Here is a 14,966-nt window from a genome sequence, read left to right as displayed (position 1 = left end):
CTTCAATGACAGAAAATATTCATATAAAAACCAGTTACAACAACGTAATTATCGTATTAGTAGAACCAGCGGGACCATTGAATGTCGGTTCAGTGGCCAGAGTTATGAAAAATTTTGGCTTATCTAAACTAATATTAGTCAATCCTCAATGCGATCGCACATCAGATGATGCCTTAAAAATGGCAGTTCATGGTAAAGATATTTTAGAATCTGCGGTCATAGTAGACACATTACCACAGGCATTACAGGGCTGTGTCCGTGCCGTTGCAACTATGGGACGTGAATACAGTGGAGAACTCCCCCTAGAAACCCCTCGCACGGCTTTACCCTGGTTATTAGCAGAAGTAGAAAAGCCTGTAGCTTTAATTTTTGGGAGAGAAGATAGAGGATTAACTAATGAAGAATTAAATTATGCCCACAAATTAGTTTTTATTCCTACCAATCCCGAATATCCATCTTTGAATTTAGCTACAGCGGTTGCTATTTGTTGTTATGAATTATCACAATCTATTGACTTATTTACAGATCAGAATATACTCAATTCAGAAATTGCCCCATTAGATGCTATGGAAGGATTCTATCAGCAATTAGAATCTTTATTGCTGTCCATTGGTTATCTTTATCCCCACACCGCAGCTAGTCGGATGGAAAAATTTCGCCATTTATATAATCGTGCTTATCTACAAACTACAGAAGTGGGAATGTTACGAGGAATTTTACGACAGGTAGAATGGGCAGTTAATAGAAAAAACTCTGAAAAGCTGGATTAATTGTGAGAATTTGCTCAAGTATGTTCTGGAAATTCATGCAATTTTTAACGATAATTCTATCAACTATATTCAACACGGCTTAACTATTTGGTTTAAGCGGGTAGGTAAGGGTAACGTCAACTTAATGTTAAACGGGCGGTTAGAAACCGCGTCTACACAGGCAAAACCCACCTGCGTGGGTTTCAAATCCTTGATTTTTCTTTAGTCCGCGTAGGCAGACTTTGTTTGTGTAGCAGTGAATTCCATTCGCTAGGTTTTTCATGATTTTGCAAAAGTCCATATCCCAAGCATTTTGAGTATAAACTCCGAAAAGTTCCAGAAATACTGGAACTCTCAAACTAATCCCTATGCCTTAAATCATGTAACAAAAATCAACTTATCAATTCAACTGCAACTTCCTGCGCTTCCAACACATTAATTTCATCTAAAATCCGCCAAATTTCCTGCATCATGGGATCTAAACCAGTGCGAGTTACCGCCGAAATTATGAACACTGGTGCTAAAGCCAGATGATTTAATTGAGTGGCTAAAGCCTCCAAATCAACAGTTTCTCTATCAACAGCATCTATTTTATTTAATGCCAAAATTTGCGGACGTTTAGCTAAACCTCGTCCATAGGCTTTAAGTTCTTCTTGAATAGTGTGGAAATCAGCGATAACATCTTCACTTGTGGCATCAATTAAGTGTAATAAAACCCTTGTTCGTTCAATGTGACGCAAGAAATCATGACCTAAACCGGCACCATGAGAAGCACCTTCAATTAATCCGGGAATATCGGCGAAAACAGTACCATCACCTGTAGGTTTTTTGACTACACCCAAATTAGGAATTAAGGTAGTAAAAGGATAATCGGCGATTTTTGGACGTGCGGCGGATAAAGAAGAAATTAAAGTTGATTTTCCCGCATTTGGTAAACCAATAATTCCCACTTCTGCTAACAGTTTCAACTCTAAACGTAATACCTTTTTTTCTCCTTCTAAACCAGGAAGGGCATATTCAGGAACACGGTTACGGTTACTCAAAAAATGTTGATTTCCCAGTCCACCTTTGCCACCTTCTGCGACTCGAAAACTTTGTCCGGGTTCAACTATATCGCATAGTAAAACACTCGTTACTGCATCATATACAGAAGTACCACAAGGGACTTCAACAATTAGATCTTTTCCACCTGCGCCAGTGCAATTATTTGGACCGCCACGTTCTCCATTTTGGGCTTTAAATAAATGCTTGTATCGAAAATCTAATAAGGTTTGTAGGTTAGTATTACCTACAAAAATTACTGAACCACCTTTTCCACCATTCCCACCAGATGGACCACCTGCTGGGACATATTTTTCTCTCCGAAAAGCGACAATACCATCGCCTCCGTTACCTGCTTCTACTTCAATTACTGATTGGTCTATAAATTGCATAATTAGTCAGTTGTCAGTTGTCAGTTGTTAGTTGTCAGTTGTCAATCACGCTAACAATTGACTACTAACAACTAATTTAAATATAAGGTGTAACATCTTCCCCACAGTCATCTGCTAGATAGGAAAGGGCGCGGAAGCGTAAACCTACCATTTGTTCATAAAGGGGGTTAATTTTACACAGGGGCGGAATATGAACTATTTTCCGGCCAAATAAGGTGACATCTCTTTCAAAGGGACATTGGGAAGGAATCATCTTACACAAAAATTTCGCCACTCTGGGGTCTTGAATATCTAATCCGTCTAACCATTGACGCAAGGGAGTTAAAGCGTCTAGGTGTGGGGTTTGCAGTCCAGGAGAGGGGAAATCAGTTGTTTGTGCGGTATCTTCTAGGGTATGACGTAGGGCTGTGAGTAAACTCTCTTGCAGTTCTAATTTTTGACACAATTGCTGAAGTAGGTCATCTTCACTAGGTGAGTATATACCATCGGCGATCGCTACCATTACCGCTGTCCGCAAGAAATTTTCCGCTACAGGTGTACCTTTACCTAATATAGCCGCTAATTCATCGGGTTCAATTATCTCTAAAGAATGCCAGTTAATAGAAGGGGCTAATTCATCTTTGGTAAGATTAGTAATTAATTCCTGTTCTTGGGTATCAAAGTTACCATCAGCCCAAGCAATGGTCAGTAATCCACGTAACCACGCAATAATTTGTTCGCTGCTGTAAGGAGTTTGAGCAGTAGTTGTCATAAAAACTCACGCCTTGTAATTTTTATTAGTTAATATTAAGCTACCTTGGGGATGACTAAATTTCTGTACATTTAATTAGTAAAAATAAAGTAGATGTAGTCCAATATGATCAGGAATTTTGTTGGGTTTCCCTGGGTCAACCCAACCTACAATATAACTAGTTTTTAGCATAAACTCAGCAGCATTGATTCCCAAGGGCATCAAATATAGTTATAATTGATTATACTTGTCATTAATTAGGTATAAAATATGTTTTGCTTTGGGATTGAACATGAAGTTGCTTTTCTCAATGATCAAGGAAAGTTCGCAGATTTCCATAATACAAAATTTGCAGATTTTCAGCAAATTGTTGACAAATTACCTATCTATTCCACTGACTACCCACAATTAAGGGTTGGTGATGCTGGGATTAAGAAAAAGCGTTGGTATATCGAGGGATTTGAAAGATTTAGCGACTCTGAAGAGGTAATTGACTGTGTAGCTAAAGGCATCGAAATTAGAACAACTATCCACTCTACCATTCAAGGGGCAATTGATGAATTAACCGCAAGTTTTGTTTTACTGAGTGATGTTGCTGCTAACTTTGGTTTTTCACCTGTTTTAGCCAGTTTTAATCCCTATACTTGCGTATTTGAGCCACAACCTCCATTAAATGATTTTGAGATTAGGCAATTACAAGCTTATCCAGATGAACAAACTGCTCATATTTATATGGTTTCCTACGGACCAGATTTAAATATTTCCCTAGCAAATTTGTCTACGGAAAAGTTAATTGATACTGGTAAAAAGTTAACTTATTACAGCCCTTACATCATTCCTTTTAGTTATAGTTCTCCTTTTTATAATGGTGATTTATGGACAGGTTTATCAGTAAGGACATTTATCAGAACGGGAAAAAGATCCGCAACATTAGTGTTTGTGGAAAAGACAGAAGAATTAATTAAAAGTGTCCCATCATTAACAAAAGTTGCCCGCATTCCTTCAGAAGTAGGACGAATAGAATTTAAAGCTTGTGACAGTTGTGATAATTTCGCTATTTACGCAGGTTTATTAGCTTTATTAAAAGGCTTAATATTAGATGAAACTTTGCCAGGTAGAGCAATTATACCTGATGCTAATTTACACCAAATTTCGGCAAAATTGGGATTCGAGAATGAAGAGGTTTTTGCTAATTCTCAGAAACTTTTACAAGTTGCTGAAATTGCCCTTCAAGATGATCCTGATATGGAACTTTTAACCCCACTAAAACTAATTTTATCTGAGAAAAAAACAAAATCTCATGAATTAATTAAGTTATTGCAAAATTCAGGTTCAATTGAATCCACTCTCAAACAAACCTATGGCAATTTTGGATTTTAGATTACCAATTTTTTTCGATAGGACTCCTGTTTGATTTTTGAACAAGAGCGATCGCCGCAGGTATCGGGTCTCATATCCCTGATCAGACCGAAGGAATAGAAATAGCACTCTGTAGAAATCACCTTTCTATTGTTATAATTATTGAGAATAATGCTTTGTTAGGAACTAAATTTAACTTATTATGTTAAAATAACTATGTCTGTTATCCAAAGGATAAAGTATGACCACAACAATTTCCACACATCTACAATCAACACTATATGAAACAGATCATTATCTGTGGATAGAGAACACACTCAAACAGCTAGAAAACAGAGATATTAATAATTTAGATTGGCAGCATTTAGCAGAAGAGATTGAAGCATTGGGAATAGAACAAAGACGCAAAGTAGAAAGTTATTTGAAGCAGTTATTAATCCATCTTTTGCTTTGTTGTTATTGGGAAACCGAAAAAGAAACCTGTCAACGAGGTTGGCAAATTGAAATCTCTAACTTCCGTGATGAGTTGGAATTTTCTTTTCGCTCCAAAACACTTTACAAATATTGCCTGAGTTGTTTAGAACAGGTTTATACTAAAGCTAGAAGACAAGCAATGCAAAAGACAGGTTTACCTGGTGAGATTTTTCCAAAGCAATGTCCTTTTAGTCTTGAAGATATTCTTAATAATGAATATTTCCCCTAATTTTAAAAAAATGTTTGAGTTCTTTCCTTAAAAGATTTTCGTCTACTAATACAATCATTAAGCGTAACGTTCTTGAGCAATTATTAATTTAGAAGAATTGTTAGAAAATAACCCAGATTCCTGAGATTGATTACATTTTTCACAGTGGTTTTCGATCAAAAAGATGCAAACCAAAGCCCAGTCAGGGTTTAACGCATTGCGCTAAACCCCTACGGAAGAATTAGATTCTAAGCAAAGACAAACTGATTAGTATTCGTCAAACTCAGACCAATGGCTTGAATCCCAGTCAGAGTCGCTAAAGTTTGATTGTTGAAGACGATCGCGGTATCTGCACCAACTTGATTTAACTTCAATGTTGATGTGGTAATACCTAAACTGACAGCACCTTGAATACCGATAACATCAGTACCCAGTTGGAAGTCAAGCACGGTATTAGTAGCTTTGGGTAGTTCAGTATTAACAATCCAGAATTGGTCAGCGCCAGCACCACCGGAAATTAAGTTACCACCACCAAGACTAACTCTGAAGATATCTTTACCATCACCACCCAAAGCGCGGTCATTGCTACCCAAGTAGAAGGTATCATCACCCACACCACCGGATATGCGGTTGCCACCTTGACCATCTCTGGCATCAAAGGTGTCATTACCATCACTACCGAAAGCGCGATCGCCTTTATTCACAAAGATAGTATCATCACCGCTACCCAGATCAACGATATTGTTACCTGAGTTGGCAAAAACAGATACAGTGGACAGTTCTACCTCATCTTTACCTGCACCTGTAAATACAATATTGTTTTGACCATCGAACTGACTACCAGGAGTGGCAATTAATTTATCATCTCCTGGAGTTCCTACAGTTGTAGATTGGTTGTCAATGATTTTTTCGACTGCGAGAGTAAAGATATCATTGACAGTTGCGCCGACTTTATCTGTTGCAACTACCTTGACATCTAATTTACCTACATTTCCTGTGTTGGGAGTACCACTAAAGGTTCGAGTTGTGGAGTTAAAATTCAGCCAATCAGGTAACTTACTACCATCAGCTAAAGTAGCAGAATATTTAATTAAATCAGGAATTACACCATCATTGAGCAGTGTAGTTTCAAATGTATCTGTTACTAACTGATGCAGTCTTGTTGTGGGATGAACATCGTCCCAGAAAGCATATTGATCAGGATTAACTAGATTAGTGGCTGTAATTAGAGGTTGGGTAATATTCGTGAATTTGTAATTAGCAGGATTAGTCTGAACTGCTGTACTCAAACCAAAAATATCTACTAAAGATAAATCAACATTGAGGGCTGGTTCTAAGTTAGTTAAGGCTTGGTTTAAAGCTGTATTAAAGCCAAGAGAAATTGCTCTAGCATTAGCTACATTGTTATTAGCAATACTCGCAGGAGTAGCACCCAAATCGGCTAAATTGCCAACGACAATTTCTTGAGCACCTAATCCGGCTAAAGTTGCGATCGCACTACTAATATTAGTAACTGCATTAGTCACAGCTTGAGTAGGATCTGTGGCAAGATTGAGAAAATCATTAGCACCAGCCCAGATTACATAAAGTCCATCTTTACCAATGGAATTGGCATTTATAGTTTTAAATTGCTGGATTTGTGTGAGTAATCCAGGTACGGTTATTTGCCCAAAAGTGTTGCTTACACCTGTATTTGCGCCAAAAAAGGCGTAGTTTTGAATTGATGGGTCTGTAAACTGTAAATCTGGTGCAAGGTAATCAACCCAAATTAAGTCATTAGAAGCACGTCCTTGATAATTAGGTGGTGCTGGAAATGTGTTACCGGATGCTTTGTAGAAGTTACCTGTGTCTGAGAGGCTATCACCAAAGATGACGAGGTTTTTATAGGGATTAACTGCGTCTGGATCGGAGAAGGTATTTTTGGGTAGTGTAAGTGTAAAGGTAGAATTGACCTTAACTGTTTGATCTGCGATCGCATTACTCAAAATCGGTGCATCGTTGACATTTTCAACTGTAATTACAAAGATATCACTAACAGTTGCCCCGGCTTTATCTGTTGCGATCGCTTTAATATTCAGATTCCCTACATTATCATTAGTGGGAGTACCGCTAAAGGTGCGCGTTGTGGAATTGAAAGTCAACCAACTTGGTAAAGCATTACCATTTTCTAATGTTGCGGAATAAGTCAGAACATCACCAGCATCAATATCGCTGAAAGTGTTGGTGGGAATTTGGAAGTTAAAGAGGTTATCTTGTTTGGCGTTTTGATCTGCAATTGTATTTGCTAATGTCGGTGCATCGTTGACATTATCGGTAATACTGACTACAATGGGGTTAATGGTAATATTGTTATATTGAGCATCAGTGCTGGTGACACTATGGGTAATTTCACCACTATGAGAACCTTCCACAAGGACATCATCAAGCGCAGTCACTGTCACATTTTGCGACACATTCCAATTAGCAGGCGTAAAGGTGAGTGTGACTGCGGAAGTCGTTAATTGACTGTTGGGATTAATGGCGATCGCTACATCCGCTGTTGGTTGACTGTTTAAAACGATTGTATAGCTATCCGTTGCCCCACCTTCTGTGACATTGGTTGTCCCACCAGTTTGAGTCAGAGTAATTCCACTGGTGGCAGGGGCGTTAATCCTGCCGGGAGAGCCGATTTCCGCGTTGGAATTGACAGCTACGAACGCGCCGTTGACTCCAGCCGCGCTCAGTGTGGAGATCGTGGCGTTGTTTAATAAGGCGGCATTGTCGAAGGTGGCAAAGGGGCCTGCTGGTGATACACCAAAAACGACGTTAGCTTGGAGAACACCGATAGCATTATAGATATTTACGGCATCACCACTTGTACTCAACCCCACGCCTGAACCAGTGTAGTTACCGATCTGTAAGTTAGCTGGGGGATTTGCACCAAACCAGTTGGGGCGGAAAATGGTGTTGATGGTAGCACCTTCGATGAAGATCACAGATTCACCTGCGCCGATGCTTGTAATACCACTCAGGGCGACAGCAGAGGCGAAACTGTTGGAGTTATCGTCGAATTTCCAGCCTGTGATATTTACGGCACTTGTACCTTTGTTGGTTAGTTCAAACCAATCTGCGGCCACGGGTGAGTTACCACTGCTCCAAGGTGCTACTTCGGTGATGAAAATGCTGCTATTGGTGGGTGTCTCATTTACCACGTCGGTGACAGCTAGGGTAAATGCTGTGGTTGCATCTGGGGTGTTGCCAAGGGTTGTGTCGTCTACATTGACGTTGACGCTATAGCTGGTCTTGGTTTCAAAATCTAGGGTAGTTCCAGTTTTGATAAATAAACCATTATTCGTAATCTCAAAGGAACTGGCATCTGTCCCCGTCAAGCTGAGGGTATTTGTCCCTAGTCCATCGTCGGTGATGGTGATGTCTGCAACTTTAATGGCGGGACTGGTACTGGTGTTTTCGGCGATTTCATTGACTTTGTTGTTCAATACCACAGCGGTGGGTGCTTGGTTGATGGCTGTGGAGGGGGCATAGACCCAAAGCTGGGGATGATCAATGTCACCACCACCATTTTCGCTGACGATATAGAGATAACCATCTTTGTCCATTGTCAGACCTTCGTGCTGTTGGTCGGCTATGGATAAGGGATTTCCAGGGTCAGAGACGATGGTGAGTGAACTGGAGATATTGCCAGCGCGATCGCTCTTGACAATCTTGCCTGATTCTTGGCTTAATATCAGGATGTTGCTAGAATCGGCTTTCCCGTTCAAAGCTGACAGATTTGACAATGCGAAAACATCGGCGAAGTCGGCAATACCAGCTTTTGCTGGGTCGAAAAGGTCAGTTGAGTTAACTGTGGTAGGCGAACCATTACTGGCAGTTCCCGCCACAAAGTCAATGGTTGTTTGAAAAATACCTTCTGGTGTAATCTCCTTAACCGCAATGAATCCGTTAGTTTGCGGGTCCCAGGAAATACCTTCAATGCCAATATTGCCAACTGTTGTCCCCAGTTTGACAGTTTTTACATTGCTTTTGGTTAGCGTTGTTCCTGCTGTATATGTAAATAAGCTTGCCTGTCTGTCCCGTTCTTCGATTAAGACGAACTGACCGCCGCCAACATAAGTCAGTCCTTCTGTATCATAAAAGTCTGTACCTTGGGGACTAGTACCAGGTGCTAAGGTCATTGAGTTGATCAATTGCCCGGTTTTTGATACTTGCACTATGGATGTGCTACCATCGCCAACAACAAACAATGTATCGGTATCCCAGTTGTAAGTTACTGCGGAAACTTCTTGAGCCAGTAAGCTGTTGGTAGGCGGTGTTGTCCGCTTAGGTTCGGGTAGGTCGTAACGTCCAACTCGGACATAGGTGGATAAATCAACATTTGGCAATTGAGCAGTGCTAGGAGCGATTTTCAAAGCAGCGAGGATGGGATCATGATCGCTGGCTCTTTGGGCATTATCTACAAACTCACTATTAACGTGAACAATATCTACCTGGGCGGAACTGCTCAAATTATTGCTCACCAAAATATGATCGAGGGATTGGGAATTACCATCGAAAATGTAGGTATAACGTTCGTTTTCTGGCAGAGTATTAGAAAGATTGGTGAGGTTGCTACCTGCAAGAATGTTCAAGGGAGAAATGAACTCAAATTCATTGAAATCACCCACAACAACCACATTAGGATTGAGTTTTGTGGCAAAAACAGAATCCACAAAACCTTTCACCGCTTCAGCTTGGGCGCGACGCTGCTCTAAAGAGCCGTTAATGGTGTTGTTTTCTTGTCCATTGCCACCAGATTCACCACCAACTGAAGGTTGATTAACTCCAAAAAGTGGTCTGCTACCGCCTTTAGAAGAGAAGTGACTATTGATCACTGTTACTTCTTCACCGTTGAAGGTAAAGTCGGCAATTAGGGGTAGTCGGCTGTCAGTGAAGGCTGTAAAGGAAGATGCCGGCACGGTTTTGACAGAGCCGGCTACTAAACTAACCCGGCTATCATTGTAGAGGTAGGCATTACGGATGTTTGCGCCCGGTTCTCCGCCATTGGTGTTGTTGGTGATGAAAGTATTGTCAATGAATTTGTAAGTTGGTCCACCTGCGGTAACTATGGCATCAATGAGAGTTTGCAAGGTGACGCTGGCGCTGACAATGCCATTATTGCTACTACCGCTATTGTCTTGAATCTCCTGTAAACCGATGATATCAGGATTTTTGAGATGATTGACAATTTGTTGAGCGATCGCTGTAAACCGACCATTGGCAATATCTGTATTACCATCAGCATCATTAGGATCAAGGTTGAGGATGTTATAAGTAGCAATCACCAAAGTATCACCACCCTGATTCAGAGTCGTAACTTCCGGTTGCAAGGTAGAAGGCTGAATATTGCTAACAAAAGCTTCAGTGGGAATGATTTCAAAGTTACCAAAGTTGTAACCCACTACCCCCGTCACATCCCCCAACTTAGCCCCAACATTGACATTAGGGAAGACAAAATCAAATACTCCATTGTCAGCATCAATTTGAATGCGTTCGGGGTTGAAGTCGTTGGGAGAAATATTGATTGTGCCACGCTGACTTAAACCTGTTGCTCCCACACCATTATCTACAACGGTGTAAATTTCCCCAAAACTATTGGTAGGACTAACTGCAACTAAGTTTTTGGCAGTGACGCGCATTCCTTCTAGAGATTCAAAGAAATCAATACCGTCTGTGGTAGGGTCAAAAGATGTCAGTCCGTCGTCATCAATGATTTGTGTAGGTGGAATCCGTCCCCCTGCACCGATAATCGTGGCAGCAGGTAGAGGGTTATTACTGGAAAGGATGGTAATAGTAGGATTGCCACCTATTTGGGTAGTTGATAAATTCCCTGTGCTGACACCACCAGGGGTAAATTCGCTGACTGTACCTGTAACAGTAATGGAGTCGGCAACTTTAACCGTAGGTGCGCTACTGGTGAAAACAAAGATAGCTTCGGATGTGGCAATATTGGTATCGGGGTTGGGATCTTGAAGATAAAACCCATTGGAATCCACAGCAGTAACAATACCGGGAACTGCCGTCACAACTTGACCGACAAAAGGTGAAGTGTGACCTGTACCTTGAATGTCGCTAATGCGACTGGGTGTATTGACTTCAAAAATGGCAGTAGTTTTGCTGATTTCGTTAGCAACCACCAACAAAGGTTTGCTGTTAGGGCTGTCGTTGGCGGAAATAAAGGTCAGTCCTTCGGGACCGGAATCAGTTAAACCGGAGGCAGCATTAACGCTGAAATCGCGGGTATTGACATATTGGACAAATTGGGGGCTGTTGGGATTGGTGACTTCATAGACCATGACACCGCCAACACGCTCTAAACCAATGAAAGCATATATGCGATCTGAAATTGCTCCAATAACTACACCTTCTGGTTCTGGTCCTTTGTTATCACTGCGGTTGTCGAAGTTATTACTATCGTTGTTGGAATTGTAGTTTCCAGGTAAAGCCGCAGCCGTAATGCGCTCGAACTCTGCGCCGCTATCATAAACCCGTTTACCGGCACTATCCCAAATTGTGAAGGAACGACCGCCAAAGGTGTAGATTTGATCGTAGTCCCCATCACCATCGGTATCACCCAAGGTATTTGTAACTAGCAAACGACCCAAATTTTGAGGAAGTTTGAGGGTAGCCCCATCAGGGAAAGCTGTGGGGTCGAGATTGAGAATAGAAACGGAGACTTCTTCACTAAATCCAGCATAGTCGCGGGCATCACCTTCATTGGCAGTGACGTAGTAGGTTTGACCATTAACTGTGTAAGAGGCGATCGCATCGGGTTGATATAAACCAAAAACTGGCCAGTTCTGAATGGCGATTTTCCCACCGCCAGCAGAAGTACCATTCACATCCCGATCGCTTGTATCCAAGGCATTAGGATTGGTGGTGTTGACGCTATTGTTATAATCTTTGACACCTAAAGGCAAAATTGACTCTACTGTGGCTGTGGCGATATCTACAACAGCGATCGCATTGTTTTCTTGCAGCGTTACCCAAGCCTTTGTAGCATCCCCAGAAAAGCTAATATACTCTGGTTCAACATCTTGGGCAACGGATGAACCGGGTCCAAAGATTCTCACTCCTGATGCTTTGAGGGCATTAATTTGGCTATTGAAGGGAGTAAAGGATGCTTCTTGGACGGTAGGAGTCGCCACACCACCAGCTAGGTTAATGATACTGACTGAACCGACAGGATCGGTAGTATAGGCATTGTTAGGCTGGCCTTCATTGGCGGTTAAAACCTTTGTGCCATCGGGGGTAAAGGTGAGCATATCTGGCAAGAAGCCCACATTCACCTTGCTAATAAAAGCACCTGTGGCTGCATTGAAAAACTGAACTTCCCCAGCATTGTCATCAGCAGTAGTTTGATTGGTAATAGCGATCGCTACAGCGACGATTCCAGCGCTCACAGTTCCAGGTTTACCGACGGCTACACTGTTGGGCAAGAGGGTAAAACCACCCGCAGTTGCCCCATCAGGATCACCACTGGTATTAAATGCCAAATCACCGATTTTGGCGGGACTAGCTGGGTTAGAGAGATCGAGGATTTCGACGACGGAACCAGCAACTACAAACAGGCGATCGCTAATGGGATCAAAAGCCGGAATTTCGCCACCATTGCTGCTAGTGAAACCACCAATTTTGGTTAAAAGACTAGAACCATTGTTGGTAATAGCGATATTTTGGGTTGTGGTTGTACCCAGGGCAATTCCTGAAGATGGTGAACTGAGGCTTAATACAGCAGTTTCTGTCCCTTCTGCTATACCATCATCAGTGGCGACAAAGGTAGCTGTGGCAGTGGTTTGACCATTAGGAATGGTTAAAGTTCTGGTGCTGAGAGAGTAATCACTAGGAGTAATCCCAGTCCCCCCTACATTTAAGGTAACGGTTTGATTCCCTGATACCGCCGCTGACAATGTTGCTGTGACGGTGATTTGATTGCGGCTAGATTCCGCAGTTGTGTTACTACTGACTGCCAGATTGACTGTTGGTAATACTGGAAAGTCATTATCGGTAATGCCCACTGCAATCTGGGCAATAGTAATATTGTTGTATTGAGCATCGGTACTGGTGACACTATGGGTAATTGCACCATTGTGAGAACCTTCTACAATTGCATCATCAACCGCTGTCACTGTCACGGTTTGCGCCACATTCCAATTAGCAGGGGTGAAGGTGAGGGAATTGGTACTGGTTGTCACCTGTGTACCAGCGTTTAAGGCGATCGCTACATCTGCGGTTGGTTGACTGTTTAAAACCAGTGTATAGCTATCCGTTGCCCCACCTTCGGTGACATTGGTTGTACCACCAGTTTGAGTTAGGGTAATACCAGCATTGGATACCGCACCTAATGTAAATGCTGTACTACTAAATGGCACATCTGGGGCTGTGGTATCAGTACTCTGATCATTTGCACCATCTTGGGCAATCCAATTGGTAGGATTATTAATAATTGGCAAATATGCCGCAAAGTTAGCCTGTCCATTACGAAGTCCATTAAAAGCTGCTATATCTGCGTCATCATCTAGGGTAGATAAATCCAGCGCATTCAGTCCAGCAGTTAGGCCTGTATTGGTTAGTAATCCATTAGTAGCACTAAACCCACCACTAGCGATCGCTGTAATAAAGGTGGGTGAAGCTGCACTTCCCTGATAAGCATAGATTATTTCATCACCTGCACCAATCCCACGATTTGTCCCCCGTGATGGTGATAACACAGAAGCATCCACGACTGTTCCCGTGCTGGCTGAGATTGTTCCACTACCAATGTTGTCAATGCGGACAATTGTTCCTGCGGTAACTAAAGATGTGGCTGTCCAACTGAAAGCACCTTCATTTGTATCAACCCAAGCCGTACCATTCCACTCGTTATCTTCAAAAATAATTACTTCGTTGGGATTAATGTCAACTAATGCTACAAAAGCAATGTTGTCATTACCATCTGCATTATATCCAACAAATGCGATATTTCCTGTTGTTAGTGCCATAATTTAGATTTTCCCTGTGATTTTAATAAATCACATAAAAACAATAGTTAGATTCTATCCAGGAGGATCAATTAAATAGGTTAAGACAGTGATAGTTAAACATTATCAAAACATTAAGTAGTTTGGCGTTGAAAATTGTCGTTATGGCAAGGCACTCATGCAAGAGGCAAGAGTGAAGAGGGTTTGGGCGATTTTACTTTTCTTTACACAGTTTGGTTTTATTGTGTTCACCTACTTATTTACAGGATTATTTTTGGTAGGGGTTTAGCTCATGCTTGATCCCTACCCGTTTAAATCAAATAATTAAGCCGTGTTGGTTATATACAGCGGTTTATGTAGTTAGGAGGTACAAAATCTGTTTAAAACAATAATTTTCAAAGTTTTATCAGTTAAATTTTGCTGATGAATAAGATTTTAGGACTATCTGTTTAAAACAATAATTTTCAAAGTTTTATCAGTTAAATTTTGCTGATGAATAAGATTTTAGGACTTACGCACTGTACAAAACTGCCATGATATGAATGAACGAAATTGTGTGGGGATGATGGGGAGCGATCGCGTTCGCAAAGCGTCCCGGAGGGAACTAGCGCTGCTGCAAGCAGTTCGCTTTTTGGGGATGATGGAGGGCGATCGCTTGCTAAAATAGAAATAATTTGAAGTTACAGGAGAAATAAATGATCACATTAGAAATGGCGATAGCTTTGCTCGCCGCAGGCATCGCTCCAAAACACACAAAATTAACATACTATCCGTTACCTGTTCCCTTCTTTGTAATATAGAAATAAAATGAGTGAAGTAACAGCAAATTATGATCAATCATGGAAAGAAGCATTAAATGAATATTTTGAAAGCTTCCTAGCATTTTTCTTTCCTTGGACAAAAACCCCTGAATCTTTAGATAAAGAACTGCAAGAAATTACAGCTTCAGGAGAAACCAAAAACCGAATTACCGATAAACTGTATAAAGTTTGGTTATTAGATCAAACTCAAGTATGGATT

The 14,966-nt window shown here is 41.2% G+C and carries 7 protein-coding genes and 1 pseudogene; 5 read left to right on the top strand and 3 right to left on the bottom strand.

Annotated elements, in window-relative coordinates:
* Window positions 1-5 precede the first annotated feature (5 nt).
* Window positions 6-770 (top strand): RNA methyltransferase, encoded by a 765-nt coding sequence (locus IQ226_RS05950; protein ID WP_193893279.1) that lies wholly within the window; start codon window positions 6-8, stop codon window positions 768-770.
* A gap of 371 nt (window positions 771-1,141) precedes the next feature.
* Here IQ226_RS05950 and obgE read toward each other — a convergent pair whose 3' ends face one another.
* Both obgE and IQ226_RS05940 read right to left on the bottom strand, forming a co-directional pair.
* A complete protein-coding gene (gene obgE, locus IQ226_RS05945) occupies window positions 1,142-2,182 on the bottom strand; it encodes a GTPase ObgE (protein ID WP_039199484.1) in 1,041 nt (346 codons plus the stop codon).
* Between the two features lie 76 nt (window positions 2,183-2,258).
* Entirely contained in the window at window positions 2,259-2,933 is a 675-nt protein-coding gene (locus IQ226_RS05940) for a Mo-dependent nitrogenase C-terminal domain-containing protein (protein ID WP_193893276.1), read from the bottom strand.
* Between the two features lie 249 nt (window positions 2,934-3,182).
* Between IQ226_RS05940 and IQ226_RS05935 the strand changes: the two genes are divergently transcribed.
* Window positions 3,183-4,292 (top strand): glutamate--cysteine ligase, encoded by a 1,110-nt coding sequence (locus tag IQ226_RS05935; protein WP_193893273.1) that lies wholly within the window; start codon window positions 3,183-3,185, stop codon window positions 4,290-4,292.
* Between the two features lie 220 nt (window positions 4,293-4,512).
* Window positions 4,513-4,974, top strand: a complete 462-nt coding sequence (locus IQ226_RS05930) for a DUF29 domain-containing protein (protein WP_193893271.1) — start codon at window positions 4,513-4,515, stop codon at window positions 4,972-4,974.
* 227 nt (window positions 4,975-5,201) lie between these two features.
* On the opposite strand, the gene IQ226_RS05925 is transcribed toward IQ226_RS05930, so the two are convergent.
* Window positions 5,202-13,967 (bottom strand): choice-of-anchor I family protein, encoded by an 8,766-nt coding sequence (locus IQ226_RS05925; protein ID WP_193893268.1) that lies wholly within the window; start codon window positions 13,965-13,967, stop codon window positions 5,202-5,204.
* Between the two features lie 517 nt (window positions 13,968-14,484).
* On the opposite strand from IQ226_RS05925, the gene IQ226_RS25555 reads away from it, so the two are divergent.
* Complete coding sequence (locus IQ226_RS25555) at window positions 14,485-14,613, top strand: hypothetical protein (RefSeq protein ID WP_255539952.1); 129 nt, start codon at window positions 14,485-14,487, stop codon at window positions 14,611-14,613.
* Window positions 14,614-14,753: 140 nt separating this feature from the next.
* A pseudogene (locus IQ226_RS05920) lies at window positions 14,754-14,966 on the top strand (hypothetical protein); the annotation flags it as partial.

The organism is Dolichospermum sp. LEGE 00240 (assembly GCF_015207875.1).
GTDB lineage: Bacteria > Cyanobacteriota > Cyanobacteriia > Cyanobacteriales > Nostocaceae > Dolichospermum > Dolichospermum gracile.
This window is presented reverse-complemented; position numbering and strand designations above follow the sequence as displayed.

What these genes read in the sequence shown, in the direction of transcription:
- IQ226_RS05950 (WP_193893279.1), top strand. Translation starts at nt 6, where the DNA reads ATGACAGAAAATATTCATATAAAAACCAGTTACAACAACGTAATTATC.
- obgE (WP_039199484.1), bottom strand. Translation starts at nt 2,182, where the DNA reads ATGCAATTTATAGACCAATCAGTAATTGAAGTAGAAGCAGGTAACGGA.
- IQ226_RS05940 (WP_193893276.1), bottom strand. Translation starts at nt 2,933, where the DNA reads ATGACAACTACTGCTCAAACTCCTTACAGCAGCGAACAAATTATTGCG.
- IQ226_RS05935 (WP_193893273.1), top strand. Translation starts at nt 3,183, where the DNA reads ATGTTTTGCTTTGGGATTGAACATGAAGTTGCTTTTCTCAATGATCAA.
- IQ226_RS05930 (WP_193893271.1), top strand. Translation starts at nt 4,513, where the DNA reads ATGACCACAACAATTTCCACACATCTACAATCAACACTATATGAAACA.
- IQ226_RS05925 (WP_193893268.1), bottom strand. Translation starts at nt 13,967, where the DNA reads ATGGCACTAACAACAGGAAATATCGCATTTGTTGGATATAATGCAGAT.
- IQ226_RS25555 (WP_255539952.1), top strand. Translation starts at nt 14,485, where the DNA reads ATGAATGAACGAAATTGTGTGGGGATGATGGGGAGCGATCGCGTTCGC.